This is a genomic window from Streptomyces coeruleorubidus, from assembly GCF_028885415.1.
GTDB classification, from domain to species: Bacteria; Actinomycetota; Actinomycetes; order Streptomycetales; family Streptomycetaceae; genus Streptomyces; species Streptomyces coeruleorubidus_A.
The window spans coordinates 7,900,423-7,915,720 of sequence record NZ_CP118527.1 but is presented as its reverse complement, the minus strand read 5'-3'; the positions used below and the strand labels follow the sequence as shown (position 1 = coordinate 7,915,720).

General features: G+C 75.0%; 11 protein-coding genes, 1 pseudogene and 1 riboswitch. Of the genes and pseudogenes, 6 read left to right on the top strand and 6 right to left on the bottom strand.

What is annotated here, in order from left to right:
- Positions 1-50: 50 nt before the first annotated feature.
- The gene (cobN, locus tag PV963_RS36580) at positions 51-3,677 is read right to left on the bottom strand and encodes a cobaltochelatase subunit CobN (RefSeq protein WP_274820745.1); all 3,627 of its coding nucleotides are present in this window, start codon (positions 3,675-3,677) and stop codon (positions 51-53) included.
- 57 nt (positions 3,678-3,734) lie between these two features.
- A riboswitch (cobalamin riboswitch) is annotated at positions 3,735-3,809 on the bottom strand.
- A gap of 102 nt (positions 3,810-3,911) precedes the next feature.
- Here cobN and cobG point away from each other — a divergent pair.
- The 3 genes from cobG to PV963_RS36565 are packed head-to-tail and all read left to right on the top strand — an operon-like array spanning position 3,912 to position 7,356.
- Entirely contained in the window at positions 3,912-5,198 is a 1,287-nt protein-coding gene (cobG, locus tag PV963_RS36575) for a precorrin-3B synthase (protein ID WP_274820744.1), read from the top strand.
- On the top strand, positions 5,195-5,869 hold the full coding sequence (locus tag PV963_RS36570) for a precorrin-8X methylmutase (protein WP_274820743.1): 675 nt from the start codon (positions 5,195-5,197) through the stop codon (positions 5,867-5,869). Before cobG ends, PV963_RS36570 begins: the two co-directional genes overlap by 4 nt.
- Positions 5,866-7,356, top strand: coding sequence for a precorrin-2 C(20)-methyltransferase (locus PV963_RS36565; RefSeq protein ID WP_274820742.1), 1,491 nt, complete (start codon positions 5,866-5,868; stop codon positions 7,354-7,356). The genes PV963_RS36570 and PV963_RS36565 overlap by 4 nt, the downstream gene beginning before the upstream one ends.
- A gap of 526 nt (positions 7,357-7,882) precedes the next feature.
- Here the strand turns inward: PV963_RS36565 and PV963_RS36560 are convergent.
- On the bottom strand, positions 7,883-8,647 hold the full coding sequence (locus PV963_RS36560; RefSeq protein ID WP_274820741.1) for a cobalt-precorrin-6A reductase: 765 nt from the start codon (positions 8,645-8,647) through the stop codon (positions 7,883-7,885).
- 18 nt (positions 8,648-8,665) lie between these two features.
- On the opposite strand from PV963_RS36560, the gene PV963_RS36555 reads away from it, so the two are divergent.
- Entirely contained in the window at positions 8,666-9,784 is a 1,119-nt protein-coding gene (locus tag PV963_RS36555) for a cobalt-precorrin-5B (C(1))-methyltransferase (protein ID WP_274820740.1), read from the top strand.
- 28 nt (positions 9,785-9,812) lie between these two features.
- Here the strand turns inward: PV963_RS36555 and cobM are convergent, their stop codons facing one another.
- Complete coding sequence (gene cobM / locus PV963_RS36550; RefSeq protein ID WP_059415233.1) at positions 9,813-10,562, bottom strand: precorrin-4 C(11)-methyltransferase; 750 nt, start codon at positions 10,560-10,562, stop codon at positions 9,813-9,815.
- The gene (cbiE, locus tag PV963_RS36545) at positions 10,559-11,821 is read right to left on the bottom strand and encodes a precorrin-6y C5,15-methyltransferase (decarboxylating) subunit CbiE (protein ID WP_274820739.1); all 1,263 of its coding nucleotides are present in this window, start codon (positions 11,819-11,821) and stop codon (positions 10,559-10,561) included. Before cbiE ends, cobM begins: the two co-directional genes overlap by 4 nt.
- Before the next feature lie 216 nt (positions 11,822-12,037).
- Here cbiE and PV963_RS36540 point away from each other — a divergent pair.
- Positions 12,038-12,307: pseudogene (locus tag PV963_RS36540) on the top strand (iron chelate uptake ABC transporter family permease subunit); the annotation flags it as partial.
- Here PV963_RS36540 and PV963_RS36535 read toward each other — a convergent pair.
- Positions 12,307-12,693, bottom strand: a complete 387-nt coding sequence (locus PV963_RS36535; protein ID WP_425540976.1) for a (2Fe-2S) ferredoxin domain-containing protein — start codon at positions 12,691-12,693, stop codon at positions 12,307-12,309. The pseudogene PV963_RS36540 and the gene PV963_RS36535 sit on opposite strands and share 1 nt — an antisense overlap.
- Before the next feature lie 133 nt (positions 12,694-12,826).
- On the opposite strand from PV963_RS36535, the gene PV963_RS36530 reads away from it, so the two are divergent.
- Positions 12,827-13,606: a hypothetical protein gene (locus PV963_RS36530; RefSeq protein ID WP_274820737.1), complete on the top strand. Its 780-nt coding sequence runs from the start codon at positions 12,827-12,829 to the stop codon at positions 13,604-13,606.
- A gap of 56 nt (positions 13,607-13,662) precedes the next feature.
- On the opposite strand, the gene PV963_RS36525 is transcribed toward PV963_RS36530, so the two are convergent.
- On the bottom strand, positions 13,663-15,231 hold the full coding sequence (locus PV963_RS36525; protein WP_274820736.1) for an IucA/IucC family protein: 1,569 nt from the start codon (positions 15,229-15,231) through the stop codon (positions 13,663-13,665).
- Positions 15,232-15,298 lie beyond the last annotated feature (67 nt).

The following is a 15,298-nucleotide window of genomic DNA, read 5'->3' as shown; positions in this document are numbered from 1 at the left end:
ACCGATCCCGGCACGGCACGGCACGGCGACAGGGAACGGCGGGCGGCGGGTCACCCGTCGCCCTCCAGATCCCCCTCCGTCTCCAGGTACACCTGCCGCAGCCCCTCCAGCACGGCCGGGTCGGGCTTCTCCCACATCCCGCGGGACTCCGCCTCCAGCAGGCGTTCGGCGATGCCGTGCAGTGCCCAGGGGTTGGCCTGCTGGAGGAACTCGCGGTTGGCCGGGTCCAGGACGTAGGTCTCGGTGAGCTTGTCGTACATCCAGTCGGCGACCACGCCGGTGGTGGCGTCGTAGCCGAAGAGGTAGTCCACGGTGGCGGCGAGTTCGAAGGCGCCCTTGTAGCCGTGGCGGCGCATCGCCTCGATCCACTTGGGGTTGACCACGCGGGCGCGGAAGACCCGGGAGGTCTCCTCGACGAGGGTGCGGGTGCGGACCGTCTCGGGGCGGGTGGAGTCGCCGATGTAGGCCTCGGGAGCCGTGCCGCGCAGCGCGCGGACCGTCGCGACCATGCCGCCGTGGTACTGGAAGTAGTCGTCGGAGTCGGCGATGTCGTGCTCGCGGGTGTCCGTGTTCTTCGCGGCGACCTCGATGCGCTTGTAGGCGGTCTCCATCTCCTCGCGGGCCGGGCGGCCGTCGAGTTCGCGGCCGTAGGCGTAGCCGCCCCAGACCGTGTAGACCTCGGCGAGGTCGGCGTCGGTGCGCCAGTCGCGGGAGTCGATGAGCTGGAGCAGGCCGGCGCCGTAGGTGCCGGGGCGGGAGCCGAAGATGCGGGTGGTGGCGCGGCGTTCGTCGCCGTGGGACGCCACGTCCGCCTGGACGTGGGCCCGTACGTGGTTGGCCTCGGCCGGCTCGTCCAGCGAGGCGGCCAGGCGTACGGCGTCGTCCAGCAGGCCGATGGTGTGCGGGAAGGCGTCCCGGAAGAAGCCCGAGATGCGGAGGGTGACGTCGATACGGGGGCGGCCCAGCTCCTCGTACGGCACGGGCTCCAGGCCCGTCACCCGGCGGGAGGCGTCGTCCCAGACGGGGCGGATGCCGAGCAGGGCGAGGGCCTCGGCCACGTCGTCGCCCGCGGTGCGCATCGCGCTGGTGCCCCACAGGGAGAGGCCGACGGAGGTGGGCCAGTCGCCGTTGTCGGTGCGGTAGCGCTCCAGGAGGGAGTCGGCGAGGGCCTGGCCGGTCTCCCAGGCGAGGCGGGAGGGGACGGCCTTGGGGTCGACCGAGTAGAAGTTGCGGCCCGTCGGGAGGACGTTGACCAGGCCCCGCAGGGGTGATCCCGAGGGGCCCGCCGGGACGAAGCCGCCCGCCAGCGCGTGCACGGTGTGGTCGACCTCGGCGGTGGTTGCGGCGAGGCGCGGCACGACCTCACGGGCCGCGAACTGAAGAATGGCGGCGACCTGTTCACCGTGTTCGGTGGGGACCGCGGCCGGGTCCCAGCCCGCGTCGTCCATCGCTTGGACCAGGGCGCGGGCCTTCTCCTCGGCCTCGTCGGCGCTCGTGCGGGTCGCGGCGGACTCGTCCAATCCGAGGGCCTCGCGCAGGCCGGGCAGGGCCGTGGCGCCGCCCCAGATCTGCCGGGCGCGCAGGATGGCGAGGACGAGGTTGACGCGGTCCGCGCCCTGCGGCGGGTTGCCGAGGACGTGCAGGCCGTCGCGGATCTGGGCGTCCTTGACCTCGCAGAGCCAGCCGTCGACGTGCAGGAGGAAGTCGTCGAAGCCGTCGTCGTCCGGGCGGTCCTCCAGGCCGAGGTCGTGGTCGAGCCGGGCGGCCTGGATGAGCGTCCAGATCTGGGCGCGGATCGCCGGGAGCTTGGCGGGGTCCATGGAGGAGATCTGGGCGTACTCGTCGAGGAGTTGCTCCAGGCGCGCGATGTCGCCGTAGGAGTCGGCGCGGGCCATGGGCGGGACGAGGTGGTCGACGAGGGTGGCGTGGACGCGGCGCTTGGCCTGGGTGCCCTCGCCGGGGTCGTTGACCAGGAACGGGTAGATCAGCGGGAGGTCGCCGAGGGCGGCGTCGGGGCCGCAGGCGGCGGACAGGCCGGCGTTCTTGCCGGGCAGCCACTCCAGGTTGCCGTGCTTGCCGAGGTGGATCATCGCGTCGGCACCGAAGCCGCCGTCCTCGGTGCGGGCGGCGATCCAGCGGTAGGCGGCCAGGTAGTGGTGGGAGGGCGGCAGGTCCGGGTCGTGGTAGATCGCGATCGGGTTCTCGCCGAAGCCGCGCGGGGGCTGGATGAGGATCAGCAGGTTGCCGAAGCGCAGGGCCGCGAGGACGATGTCGCCCTCGGGGTCGCGGCTGCGGTCGACGAACATCTCGCCGGGGGCCGGGCCCCAGTGCTCCTCCACCGCCGTGCGCAGTTCCCCGGGGAGGGTGGCGAACCAGCGGCGGTAGTCGGCCGCCGGGATCCGCACCGGGTTGCGGGCCAGTTGCTCCTCGGTGAGCCAGTCCTGGTCGTGCCCGCCCGCCTCGATCAGCGCGCGGATCAGCTCGTCCCCGTCACCGGACGCCAGGCCCGGCACCTCCGTGTCCGTTCCGAAGTCGTAGCCCTCGTCGCGGAGCCGGCGCAGCAGGGCGATGGCGCTGGCGGGCGTGTCCAGGCCGACCGCGTTGCCGATGCGGGAGTGCTTGGTCGGGTAGGCGGAGAGGACCAGCGCGAGGCGCTTGTCGGCGGGCCGGATGTGGCGCAGCCGGGCGTGGCGTACGGCGATTCCGGCGACCCGGGCGGCGCGCTCGGGGTCGGCGACGTAGGCCGGGAGGCCGTCGGCGTCGATCTCCTTGAAGGAGAACGGGACGGTGATGAGGCGGCCGTCGAACTCGGGGACGGCGATCTGGCTGGCCGCGTCGAGCGGGGAGACGCCCTCGTCGTTCTCCTCCCAGGCGGTCCGTGAGCCGGTGAGGCACAGGGCCTGGAGGATCGGTACGTCCAGCGCGGTGAGCGCGCCCGCGTCCCAGGACTCGTCGTCGCCGCCGGCCGATGCCTCGGCGGGCTTGGTGCCGCCGGCGGCGAGGACGGTGGTGACGATGGCGTCGGCGGCGCGGAGTTCCTCGATCAGCTCGGGCTCGGGGGCGCGCAGAGAGGCCACGTACAGGGGCAACGGCCGGCCGCCCGCGTCCTCGATCGCGTCGCACAGGGCGCCGACGAAGGCGGTGTTGCCGCTCATGTGGTGGGCCCGGTAGTAGAGCACGGCGACCGTCGGGCCGTCGGTCTCCCGGTCCTCCCGGGGCAGCGGGCCCCAGGTGGGGGCGGCCGCCGGTGCCTCGAAGCCGTGGCCGGTGAGCAGGACCGTGTCGGAGAGGAAGCGGGCGAGCTGCTCCAGGTTGGCCGGGCCGCCGTGGGCGAGGTAGGCGTGGGCCTCGGCGGCGATGCCGATGGGGACCGTGGAGGACGCCATCAACTGGGCGTCGGGGGCCTGTTCGCCGGTGAGGACGACGACCGGGCGGCCGTCGGCGAGGAGCAGGTCGAGTCCGTCCTGCCAGGCCCGGATGCCGCCGAGCAGGCGTACGACGACCAGGCCGACGCCGTCGAGGAGGGCGGGGAGATCGTCGAGGTCGAGGCGGGAGGGGTTGGCGAAGCGGTACGGGACCGGGCCGGCGGCCGCGCGGGCGCTGAGCAGGTCGGTGTCGGAGGTCGACAGGAGCAGGATGCGGGGGTGCGGGAGTCGTTCCCCGGATGAGTGCAGCATGCGGCGGCTGGCCTTCCTCGGGGTGTCCGCGCCCCGGGCGGGTGGTGGGACGGCGGGAGTTCCTGGCTCGCCCGGCCCGTGGGGGCCGGGCTCACAGTGGCGGGACCGCGCCGGACTCGCACCGGGCTTCCTCCCCTGTCGCCGTCGTGGCGTCGGCGGACCGGATGATCCACCGAGGAGCATAGTAAGGGGCGGGGGAAAAGGGCGGGGCATACACCCGGTGTGATGGTAGGTATGCTCGCCGCCATGCCCACGCCTGCCCTCCGTTCATCGCCCCAGGCCACAGCGGTCTCCCGGGACCGCGGTGACGCCTGCCCGGGGACGCTGCGGCTGCACGCGGCGGACGACGGCGCGCTGGCCCGAGTCCGGATCCCCGGCGGGGTCCTGACCGTGCGGCAGGCGGAGGCGCTCGCCGACGCGGCGGAGCGGCTGGGCGACGGGGAGCTGCATCTGACCTCGCGCGGCAACGTGCAGCTGCGAGGGCTGGACGGCGGCTGCGGCGGGGAGTTGGCCGGGCTGCTGGACGCTGCCGGGCTGCTGCCCTCGCGCGGGCACGAGCGGGTGCGCAACATCGTGGCCTCGCCGCTGTCCGGTCTCGACGGGCGGGGCGTGCTGGACGTACGGCCCTGGCTGACGGACCTCGACGCGGCGCTGTGCGCGAGCGAGGCGGCGCAGGCCTTGTCGGGGCGTTTCCTGTTCGCGCTCGACGACGGGCGCGGGGACGTGGCCGGGCTCGATGCCGATGTGACGGTACGGGCTACGGCGGACGGCGGTGCGCGAGTCGGCCTCGGAGCGGCCGGAGAAGCGCTTCAGATCTCCATCGAGGAGGCGGCGCGGGCCGCGCTGCTGGCCGCGGAGACCTTCCTGGAGGCGGCCCGGGCGAGCGGGGCAAGGGTCTGGCGCATGGCTGAACTCGCCCTTCCCGAGGGAAAGTTGCTCGACACGGTCGGCCGGCGACTGACGGCCGAGGGCATCCGCCACGAGCGGCGGGGCCGGGAGACCGACCGTACGGACGGACCGCCCCCGGGAGTTGTGGGTCACGGCCTGTCCGTGCACGTACCCCTGGGACGGCTCTCGGCGCGCCAATGGCGGGAACTGACGCACGTCGCCGCCGGTGAGCTGCGTCTGACCCCGTGGCGCGGTGTGGTTCTTCCCACACAGGGGACCCACGCGGACGAGTCCCTCGCCCGCCTCGCCGCCACCGGCCTCGTCACCGACCCCGGCTCCCCCTGGCTGCGCGTCGGCGCCTGCGTCGGCAGGCCCGGATGCGCCAAGTCGCAGGCGGACGTACGGACCGACGCGGCCGAAACCCTCGGCGCGATCGGCGCGCACGGCCTGCCCCTGTACTGGTCCGGCTGCGAACGCCGCTGCGGACATCCCCGAGGCGACCGCGTCGACGTGGTCGCCGCTCCGGGAGGCGGCTACCGGCTCTCCACCGCCGTACACGGCGAGGAACCCCGGACCACCTCGATGAACGACCCCGCCCGACTCGCCGCCGCTCTGGCGGAGATCACCTCATGACCACCCCTACGACGACCGAGAGCAGCGAGAAGACCACCGTGACCACGTACGACTACGAGAAGGACGGCGCGGCCATCTACCGCCAGTCCTTCGCCACCATCCGCGCGGAGGCGGACCTCGCGGCCCTGCCCGCCGACGTCAGCCAGGTCGCGGTCCGGATGATCCACGCCTGCGGAATGGTCGACCTCGTACGGGACCTGGCCTACACGCCGGCCGTGGTGGCCCGTGCCCGTGCGGCCCTGCGCGCGGGCGCGCCGATCTTCACCGACGTGCAGATGGTGGCCAGCGGGGTGACGCGCAAGCGGCTGCCCGCCGGCAACGACGTCCTCTGCACGCTCTCCGACCCGTCCGTGCCGGAGCTGGCCGCGAAGCTGGGCACCACGCGCAGCGCCGCCGCGCTGGAGCTGTGGCGGGACCGGCTGGAGGGCTCGGTGGTCGCCGTCGGCAACGCGCCGACAGCGCTGTTCCGGCTGCTGGAGATGATCGAGGAGGGGGCTCCCCGCCCGGCCGCCGTGATCGGCGTGCCGGTCGGCTTCGTCGGGGCCGCCGAGTCCAAGGACGCCCTGGCCGCGCATCCGTCCGGTCTCGAGCACCTGGTCGTGCGCGGTCGTCGCGGGGGCAGCGCCATCGCCGCCGCCGCGCTCAACGCGATCGCGAGTGAGGAAGAGTGAGCGGCAAGCTGTACGGGGTGGGGCTCGGCCCCGGTGACCCGTCCCTGATGACCGTACGGGCCGTGGAGGTCATCGCCGAGGCGGACGTGATCGCGTACCACAGCGCCCGGCACGGGCGTTCCATCGCCCGCTCGATCGCGGCGCAGCACATCCGCGCCGACCACATCGAGGAGCGGCTGGTCTACCCGGTCACGACCGAGACCACCGACCACCCCGGCGGATACCAGGGCGCGATCGAGGAGTTCTACGCCGAGGCGTCGGCCCGGCTCGCCGCGCACCTGGACGCGGGGCGGACGGTCGCGGTCCTCGCCGAGGGCGATCCGCTCTTCTACGGCTCCTACATGCACATGCACAAGCGGCTCGCCGACCGCTACGACACCGAGGTGATCCCCGGCGTCACGTCCGTGTCGGCCGCCGCCGCCCGGCTGGGCACGCCGCTCGCCGAGGGCGAGGAGGTGCTGACCATCCTGCCGGGCACCCTGCCCGAGGAGGAGCTGACCGCGCGGCTGGCCTCGACCGACGCGGCCGTGGTGATGAAGCTGGGACGGACCTTCACCAAGGTGCGCGGCGCGCTGGAGGGTTCGGGGCGGCTGGGTGAGGCCCGGTATGTCGAGCGGGCCACCATGGCCGGGGAGCGGCTCGCCGAACTGGCCGACGTGGACGCGGAGTCGGTGCCGTACTTCTCGGTGGCCGTGCTGCCGAGTCAGGCCGGCGCCGAGCGGCCGGAGGCCCGGGAGCGGGGCGAGGTCGTCGTGGTCGGGACCGGGCCGGCCGGTCCGCTGTGGCTGACGCCCGAGACCCGGGGTGCGCTGGCCGCCGCCGACGACCTGGTCGGCTACACGACCTACCTCGACCGGGTGCCGCGGCGGCCCGGGCAGGTCCGGCACGGCTCGGACAACCGGGTGGAGTCGGAGCGCGCCGAGTTCGCCCTCGATCTGGCCCGGCGCGGGCGGCGGGTCGCGGTCGTCTCCGGCGGCGACCCGGGCGTCTTCGCCATGGCGACGGCCGTCCTGGAGGTCGCCTCCCAGGAGGAGTACGCGGACGTCCCGGTGCGGGTGCTGCCGGGCGTGACCGCCGCCAACGCGGCAGCGGCCCGCGCGGGCGCCCCGCTCGGCCACGACTACGCCGCCATCTCGCTCTCCGACCGGCTCAAGCCCTGGGAGGTCATCGCCGAACGGCTGCACGCGGCGGCCGCGGCGGATCTGGTGCTGGCCCTGTACAACCCCGGCTCGCGCAGTCGCACCTGGCAGGTGGGCAAGGCACGCGAGCTGCTGCTGGAGCACCGGGCGCCGGACACCCCGGTCGTGGTGGCGCGGGACGTGGGCGGCACCGGCGAACGCGTCCGGATCGTACGACTGGCCGATCTGGATCCGGCCGAGGTCGACATGCGCACGATCCTGCTGATCGGCTCCTCCCAGACCCGGGCCGTACGGCGCCGGGACGGCGAGGAGATCGTGTGGACTCCGCGGCGTTATCCGGAGGCGTGAGAGGGCAGGGCGGCGGGCTCGCCGCGTGTGTGGAGACCCGGGGAACAGGCCCGGGTACGGATGCGAGGCGAGCCCTCGGATCGGACGACCGCGGCCGGGCCGGCTCGCCCCCGGCCCGGCCCGCCTCCGGCCCCGGTCGGTCCTCGACGGGTGTCCGGGAACCCACGCCCGCGGCACCACTCTCCGGCCCACCGGGCCACCTCCGGACCGGCGTCCGCCTGCTCGGGGACTCGGGGAACAGGCCCGGGTACGGACCCGGTGCGAGGCGAGACCGCGCACCGGGCGACCACGGCCGGGCCGGGTCGCCTCCGGCCGGCTCGCCTCCGGCCGGCTCGCCTCCGGCCGGGTCGCCTCCGGCCGGGTCGCCTCCGGCCGGCTCGCCTCCGGCCGGGTCGCCTCCGGTCGGCTCGTCTCCGGTCGGCTCGCGTCCGGGCCAGGCCGGACCTCAGCCGCCGGGCGGGAACCCACACCCACGCAACCACACCCCGACCCACCGGACCGGCCCCCTCCCTTGCCAGGCCGGACCTCAGCCGCCGGCCGGGAACCCGCGCCCGTGGAGCCACTCCGCCACCCACCGGGCCGCCTCCTCCGGCCCGGCCACGACCGGGACGCCCTCGGGGACCGGGGGGCGGCGGACCACGAGGACCGGCAGGCCGGCCTCCCGGGCGGCCGTCAGTTTCGGTGCGGTGGCCGCTCCCCCGCTGTCCTTGGTCACCACGACGTCGATACGGTGCCGGCGCAGCAGCTCGCGTTCGCCGTCGAGCGTGAAGGGGCCGCGGTCGAGCAGCACCTCCATGCGCGCCGGGTGCGGGGCCTCGGGCGCGTCCACGGACCGTACGAGGAACCACAGGTCGTCCAGCGCGGCGAACGCGGCCAGGCCCATGCGCCCGGTCGTGAGGAACACGCGCCGGCCGAGCGACGGCAGCAGCCTCGCGGCGTCCTCCAGGGAGCCGGCGTCGTGCCAGTCGTCACCCGCGACGGGGACCCAGCCGGGGCGCCGCAGGGCGAGCAGGGGAACATGGGCGGTGGCGGCGGCCCGCGCCGCGTGGAAACTGATCGTCCCGGCGAAAGGGTGGGTGGCGTCGATGAGCACGTCCACCCGGTGCTCGCGCAGCCACGCGGTCAGCCCCTCCGCCCCGCCGAAGCCGCCGATCCGGACCTCGCCCGGGGGCAGGCGGGGGCTGGCCACCCGCCCGGCGAGGGAACTGGTCAGGGTCAGGCCGGGCGTGTCGTGGAGCAGTTCGGCAAGACGGCGGGCTTCCGTGGTGCCGCCGAGAATCAGTACGCGCATGGAAGTCCAGGTCCGTTCATGAGCAGCGAAGTGAAGGGCGGCCGCAGGGCCCAGCTGGAGCGCACCGGCCTGCGGCCCGGCTGGACCACCGGCGCCTGTGCGACGGCGGCCACGACGGCGGCGTACACCGCCCTGCTGACCGGCGAGTTTCCCGACCCCGTGACGATCACCCTGCCGAAGGGGCAGACGCCGTCGTTCGCGCTGGCCGTCGAGGAGCTGGGCGACGGGCACGCGATGGCGGGGGTCGTGAAGGACGCCGGGGACGACCCGGACGTCACGCACGGGGCCCTGGTCCGGGTCACGGTACGGCCGCGCCCCGCCGGGTCCGGGGTGGTGTTCAAGGCGGGCCCCGGTGTCGGGACGATCACCCGCCCCGGCCTGCCCCTGCCCGTCGGCGAACCGGCCGTCAACCCGGTCCCCCGCCAGATGATGCGCGAGCACGTCGCCGAGGTCGCCGCCCGGCACGGCGGTTCGGGCGACGTCGAGATCACCGTCTCCGTCGACCACGGCGAGGAGATCGCCCGCTCCACCTGGAACCCCCGGCTCGGCATCCTGGGCGGCCTGTCCATCCTCGGCACGACCGGCATCGTCGTCCCGTACTCCTGCTCGGCGTGGATCGACTCCATCCGGCGGGGCGTGGACGTCGCGCGGGCGGCGGGACGTACGCATGTCGCCGGATGCACCGGGTCGACGTCGGAGAAGACGGTCGTGGCCGAGTACGGGCTGCCCGAGGACGCCCTGCTCGACATGGGCGACTTCGCGGGCGCCGTGCTGAAGTACATCCGCCGCCACCCCGTCGACCGCCTGACGATCTGCGGCGGCTTCGCCAAGCTCTCCAAGCTCGCCGCCGGACACCTCGACCTGCACTCGGCCCGTTCCCAGGTCGACAAGGGCTTCCTCGCCGAGCTGGCCCGGCGCGGCGGCGCGGACGAGGCGCTGGCCGCTGAGGTGGCGGACGCCAACACCGGGCTCGCCGCGCTCCAGTCGTGCCTGGCCGCCGGGGTGCCGCTCGGCGACCTGGTCGCCGCGACCGCCCGCGACGAGGCCCTGGCCGTGCTGCGCGGGGCGCCGGTCGTGGTCGACGTGATCTGCATCGACCGGGCGGGGACGGTGGTGGGGCGCAGCGCGCCGGCCTGACGGCGGGGGCCGTACACGTTCACCGCTTTCAGCACACGTGTCGTTCCCGCTCCGGCGAGTACAGGTGGCTGTCCCGGAACTGTTCCGCCCCGAGCGTGCGCCCCACCATGATCACGGCCGTGCGCAGCACACCGGCCTCCTTCGTCTTCCCCGCGATCTCGTCGAGGGTGCCGCGGATGATCAACTCGTCCGGGCGGGAGGCGTAGGCGACGACCGCGGCGGGGCAGTCGGCGCCGTAGTGCGGGAGGAGTTCCTCGACCACACGGTCCACGTACTTGGCGGCCAGGTGCAGCACGATCAGCGCACCGCTGCGGCCGAGGGTGGCCAGGTCCTCTCCCTCGGGCATGGCGGTGGCCCGGTTGGCGACACGGGTGAGGATCACGGTCTGGCCGACGGTCGGTACGGTCAGCTCCCGCTTCAGGGACGCGGCCGCGGCGGCGAAGGCGGGGACGCCCGGGACGACCTCGTAGGGCACGCCGGCCGCGTCGAGCCGCCGCATCTGCTCGGCGACCGCGCTGAACACGGCGGGGTCCCCGGAGTGCAGCCGGGCCACGTCGTGCCCCTCCTCGTGGGCGCGCAGCAACTCGGCGGTGATCTGGTCCAGGTCGAGCTGCGCGGTGTCCACCAGCCGGGCGTCCGGCGGGCATTCGGCGAGCAGTTCGCGCGGGACCAGGCTGCCCGCGTACAGACAGACCCGGCAGGCGGCGAGCGTGCGGGCGCCGCGCACCGTGATCAGGTCGGCGGCACCGGGGCCGGCACCGATGAAGTACACGGTCATCTGTCTGCTCCTGAAGGGGTGTCGAGCGTTTTCCGTACGGCCCACTGGGTCACCGGCATCGCCTGCCGCCACCCGGTGAAGCCTCCCACCGGCACGGCGTGCGCCACGGCGAGCCGCACCAGTTCGCCGCCGTGACGCCGGTGGGCGTCGGCGAGCAGCGCCTCGGACTCCAGCGTCACGGTGTTGGCGACCAGCCGCCCGCCGCCGGGCAGTGCCTCCCAACACGCGTCGAGGAGGCCGGGCGCGGTGAGACCGCCGCCGACGAACACGGCGTCGGGGGGCGGGAGTTCGGCGAGGACGGCGGGCGCGGCGCCGGTGACGACCCGCAGTCCGGGCACGCCGAGCCGGTCGGCGTTGCGGGTGATGCGTTCGGCGCGCGCCGGGTCCCGCTCCACGGTGACCGCGCGGCAGGAGGAGTGGGTGCGCATCCACTCGACGGCGATCGAGCCGGAGCCGCCGCCGATGTCCCACAGCAGTTCGCCGGGCGCGGGGGCGAGCACGCCGAGCGTTGCGGCGCGGATGTGCCGCTTGGTGAGCTGCCCGTCGTGCTCATAGGCCTCGTCCGGGAGCCCGGGCACGGCGCCGAGCCGCAGAGCTTCCGGGGCGCGGCGGCACTCCACGGCCACGAGGTTGAGCGGATCGCCGGGCGGCTGCGCCCCGGGCCAGTCGTCGGCGGTGGACTCGTCGGTCGTGCGTTCCCTGTCGCCGCCGAGCTGTTCGAGGACGCGCATCCGGCTGGGCCCGAAGCCCCGGTCCCGCAGCAGGGCGGCGACCTCGCCGGGGGTGGTGGCGTCCGCGCTGAGGACGAGGAGCCGCCGGCCGTGGTGCAGGGCGGCGGCCAGGCGGGCGGCGGGCCGGCCGACGAGCGTGACGACCTCGACGTCCTCCAGCGGCCAGCCGAGCCGGGCGGCGGCGTAGGAGACGGAGGAGGGGTGCGGCAGGACGCGCAGGGCGGCGGTCTCCTCGGCGAGGGCGCGGCCGATGCCGTAGAACATGGGGTCCCCGCTGGCGAGTACGGCGACCCGGCGGCCGGCGTGCGCGGCGAGCAGGCCGGGGACGGCGGGGCGCAGAGGCGAGGGCCAGGCGATGCGCTGCCCGGTGCACTCCGGGGGCAGCAGATCGAGCTGGCGGGGGCCGCCGATCAGGACCTCGGCCTCGCGCAGCGCGGTGCGGGAGGGGCCGGGCAGTCCCGCCCAGCCGTCGGCCCCGAGCCCGACGACGGTCACGGCGGCGGTCGGTGCGTCAGGTGCGGGGGTCACTGCGCGGTACCTCGGGGTCGGGGACAACAGAGGCGCACTCTACTGGGCGCTGACCAGCGCGCCTGTGCTCGGGTACGCATGCCCTCGGCCGTCACCGTCCCGCCCGGTCGCCGGCCGCCCGGCCTGTCGGTCGACACCCCCGCGAACGCCGCGGCGGGGAATGGCTGGATGCAGCCGGGGGTCGGGCTGCGTTCGGGGTCGGGCACCCCCTCCACGGTCGCCCGGCGTACCGAGCTGGACCTCGTCTCGCTGGACGAGGACACCCCTCGGTTGCTCGGCCTGGGACTGTCCGGGGCGCGGCTGGGCTTCCTGGTCGTGAGCGTCCTGCTCGCCGCGACCGCCGTCGCCTCGGCCGGCACCATCGGCTTCGTCGGCCTCGTGGCGCCCCACGCGGCGCGTGCCCTCGTGGGCCGTCGGCGCGTGCGGGTGGTGCCGGTCGCCGTCCTCCTCGGCGCCGCGCTGGTCCGCACGGCCGGCCTGCTCGGTCATGAGGGGTTCGGGCGCCGTCTCGCGAGGGGACTGAAGGCGTACAGGTCGAGGATCTCGGGCCGGGGGGCGACACCCGGGCCGCCCTCCCGTACCCAGGAGACGACGTCCTCGGTCGCGGCCGGGTCGTTGACCAGCCCGAGCCACACGGGCCGGGCCCCGGCGGCCCGGCCTTCGGCGGACGGCTGGACGACGATGACGTTGGCCTGGTCGCAGACGTCGAGACACGCGGAGATTCGCACCGGCCCCGCCGCGCGCAGCCGCTCGGCCTGGGCCGCGTGATCGACTCCGGTCACCTTGCCGCTGCCACAGCAGCAGTCCCGGCACACGACGATGCGACAGGGCGCCGGACCGGTCGCCGTTTCGTCCAGGGGATCGTCGGTCACACCGGCTTCCTCGTCGTTCCGCCTCACCTTGCCGACGATCATCATTCCATGCGGCCGTCAGGTCGCCCGGGGCCCGGCCCCGAGGGGTTCGGATACGGTTCGGGCGGAGTCCTGCGGGGGGTGGGGAGGCACGATGGGGCCGGGGAGACGGCAGGGGCCGGGGAACGTGGCGTGGCTGCTGATGGGGGTCGTGACGCTCGTCGTCGGGGTGGCCATGGCCCTGGAGGTCCGCGGGGCGCTGGACCGGGAGCGGGAGTTCCGTGCCGCGCCTGCCTGCGCCTCCGTCCCGGTGAAGGCGTCGGGGTGCCGGTGGGAGCAGGAGTTCACCGTCCGCGAGGCCGACTTGAACCATGGCAAGCGCAACGGCCCGCCGAGGGCGGAGCTCGTGCTGCCCTCCGGCAAGCCCTGGCACGTGACGTTCCGGCAGACCGATCCGGTGCTGTCGGAGCTGGCGCCGGGCGAGAAGGTCGTCGGCCTGGTCTGGCACGGGCAGGTCGTCGAGGTGCGGGACGCCGACGGGCGGCGGCAGCAGACGTCCCACGGGCCCGTGGGCCGGCCCGAGGACCGCCTGGACGGCGCGCTCGCCTGTTTCGCGTTCGGTCTGCCCGCCTTGGCCGGCGGGGCGTGGCCCCTGTTCGCGCGGGGCGACCGGCGGCACGCGAAGGCGGCGGTGGTGGTGCGGTGGCACGGCGTCTGCTTGGCCGTCGCGGCCCTGTTCACGCTGTGGGCGCAGGCCGCCAACGCCTGGCCGTTCTGGGCGGTCCCGGCGATCTGGGGACCGCTCGCACTGCTCGGCCTGGCCTCCATGACGGCCTTCTTCATCGCCGCCCTGCGCGGCGACATGGACGACGCGGCCCCGCCCGCGCACGAGCCGGACCCGAGGGCGACGGCTACGGCGTCAGGTCACTCCTGACCCGGATGCCGTCAGGGGGCGCAACAGGTACCCGGCCTCCACCGGCCAGCCGGCTCTCAGGCGCCGCGCAGCGGGTTGGGCAGCGGCAGGTAGCGCGCGGCCGCGCCGTCCGCGCCCGTCCAGCGGAGCAGCAGGTTGGTCTTGCCGGGGAGGGTGGGCGAGGCGAGCAGGGCGGGGATCTCGGGGACGTCGTGGCGGGCGAGTTCGCGGCGGGCGGCGGGCCAGGGGTCGAGGCCGGGGTGGCGTTCCGCGAGGGCGCCGGCGATCTCGCCGAGGTGGTTGACGACCAGGCAGTACACGAGCCGCTCCCAGCCGGCTTCCCGATCCACGTCGGGCAGGAGTTTCACGCCCTCGGCATCCCGGTACAGCGCCTGCACGGGCGTGCCGCCGGCGTCCACGGCGACCAGGGTGTTCTGGAGGTGCGCCTCGATGACGACACCGTGCCGGGCGAAGGCCCTCAGGGCCGGAGGCACCACCTGCGCCAGGTACGCCGCCCACCACGCCTCGGGGTCGGCGGCCCCGTCGAGCGGGCTGCCGTCGAAGCCCTCGACGAGACCGGCGGCGAGCAGCGGGGTCGCACCGGGCAGGAGACGATCTCCGAAGCCGTCCCGGACGAGGACGGCCAGGGCCTCGAAGGCGAAGTCGGCGGTGCGGTACCCCCGGTCGCTGAGCCAGGCCGGGGGGCCTTCGAACGTCTCGAAGGCGGCGCACACCGCCGTGTCGGTCCGGCGCAGGGCGAGCAGGTCGTGGCGCCACAGCCGGCGGATGTCGTTGGTGATGCGCACGTCCAGGCTGAACTTCAGGAAGAGGTCGTGCCCCGGCGCGTAGAGCGTGCGGATCGCGGCCGTCGGCCAGGTGTCGAAGGCGGTCGTGCCGAGCCGGACGAGTCTGCCGTCCGCGAAGGCGTCGGCGAGCTCGGGACCGGCCAGGTCGAGCTGCCAGGGGTGGGCGGGCAGCAGCCGATAGCCGGGCGGGGCCGTGCCGAGGGCGTCGAGGGCCGACGTGTCGCCCTCCTCGACGACGGTGTCCTCGCGCAGCCCGAGCAGGGTCAGCGGGAAGCGGGCGTAGGCCTCGGGCGCGTAGGGCAGCCAGCCGGCGGCGGGGCCGCCGCCGCGCGCCTTGGGGGCCGGGTGGTGGGTGTGGCCGGTGAGGAGGCACTGCTCGGAGCGCAGATAGGGGTCGTCGGGCGGGATCGCCCGGGCGCGGGCGGCCAGCAGCGCGGCCACGGCGTCCCGGCTGTCGATCATCTCGGCGGGCAGTTCGTGGTTGGACAGCCCGGTGTGCCGGCGCAGTTCCTCCGCGACGAGTTTGACCAGCTCGGTGTGGCCGACGCGGTGCCAGCCGTCGCCCACGCGGACCTCGGGCTCGGCGGGCCGCCGCGTGCCGCGCACGCGCAGCAGGCGGTCCCCGCCGGGCAGGTGGTGGACCCGGTGCTCGCCCGGCTCGCTCACCGGCCGCGCGACCTCCCGCAGCAGGCAGTTCAGCAGCGGCACGGCGGCGTACGCGTCGGCCCGTTCGGCGAGATCGCTGGTGACCGGGTCGTCCTGGGCGAGGTCGCCGGGGACGGATGCGCCGTGGGCGGAGTCGTCGCCGTCGGGCGGGGGCATGAGGTCCACGCGTTCCACTCGTTCCCTGCGGTCCTTCCGGATGTCCGGACTTCCGGGCGGAGATGATCAGTATGCGTGTCGTCGT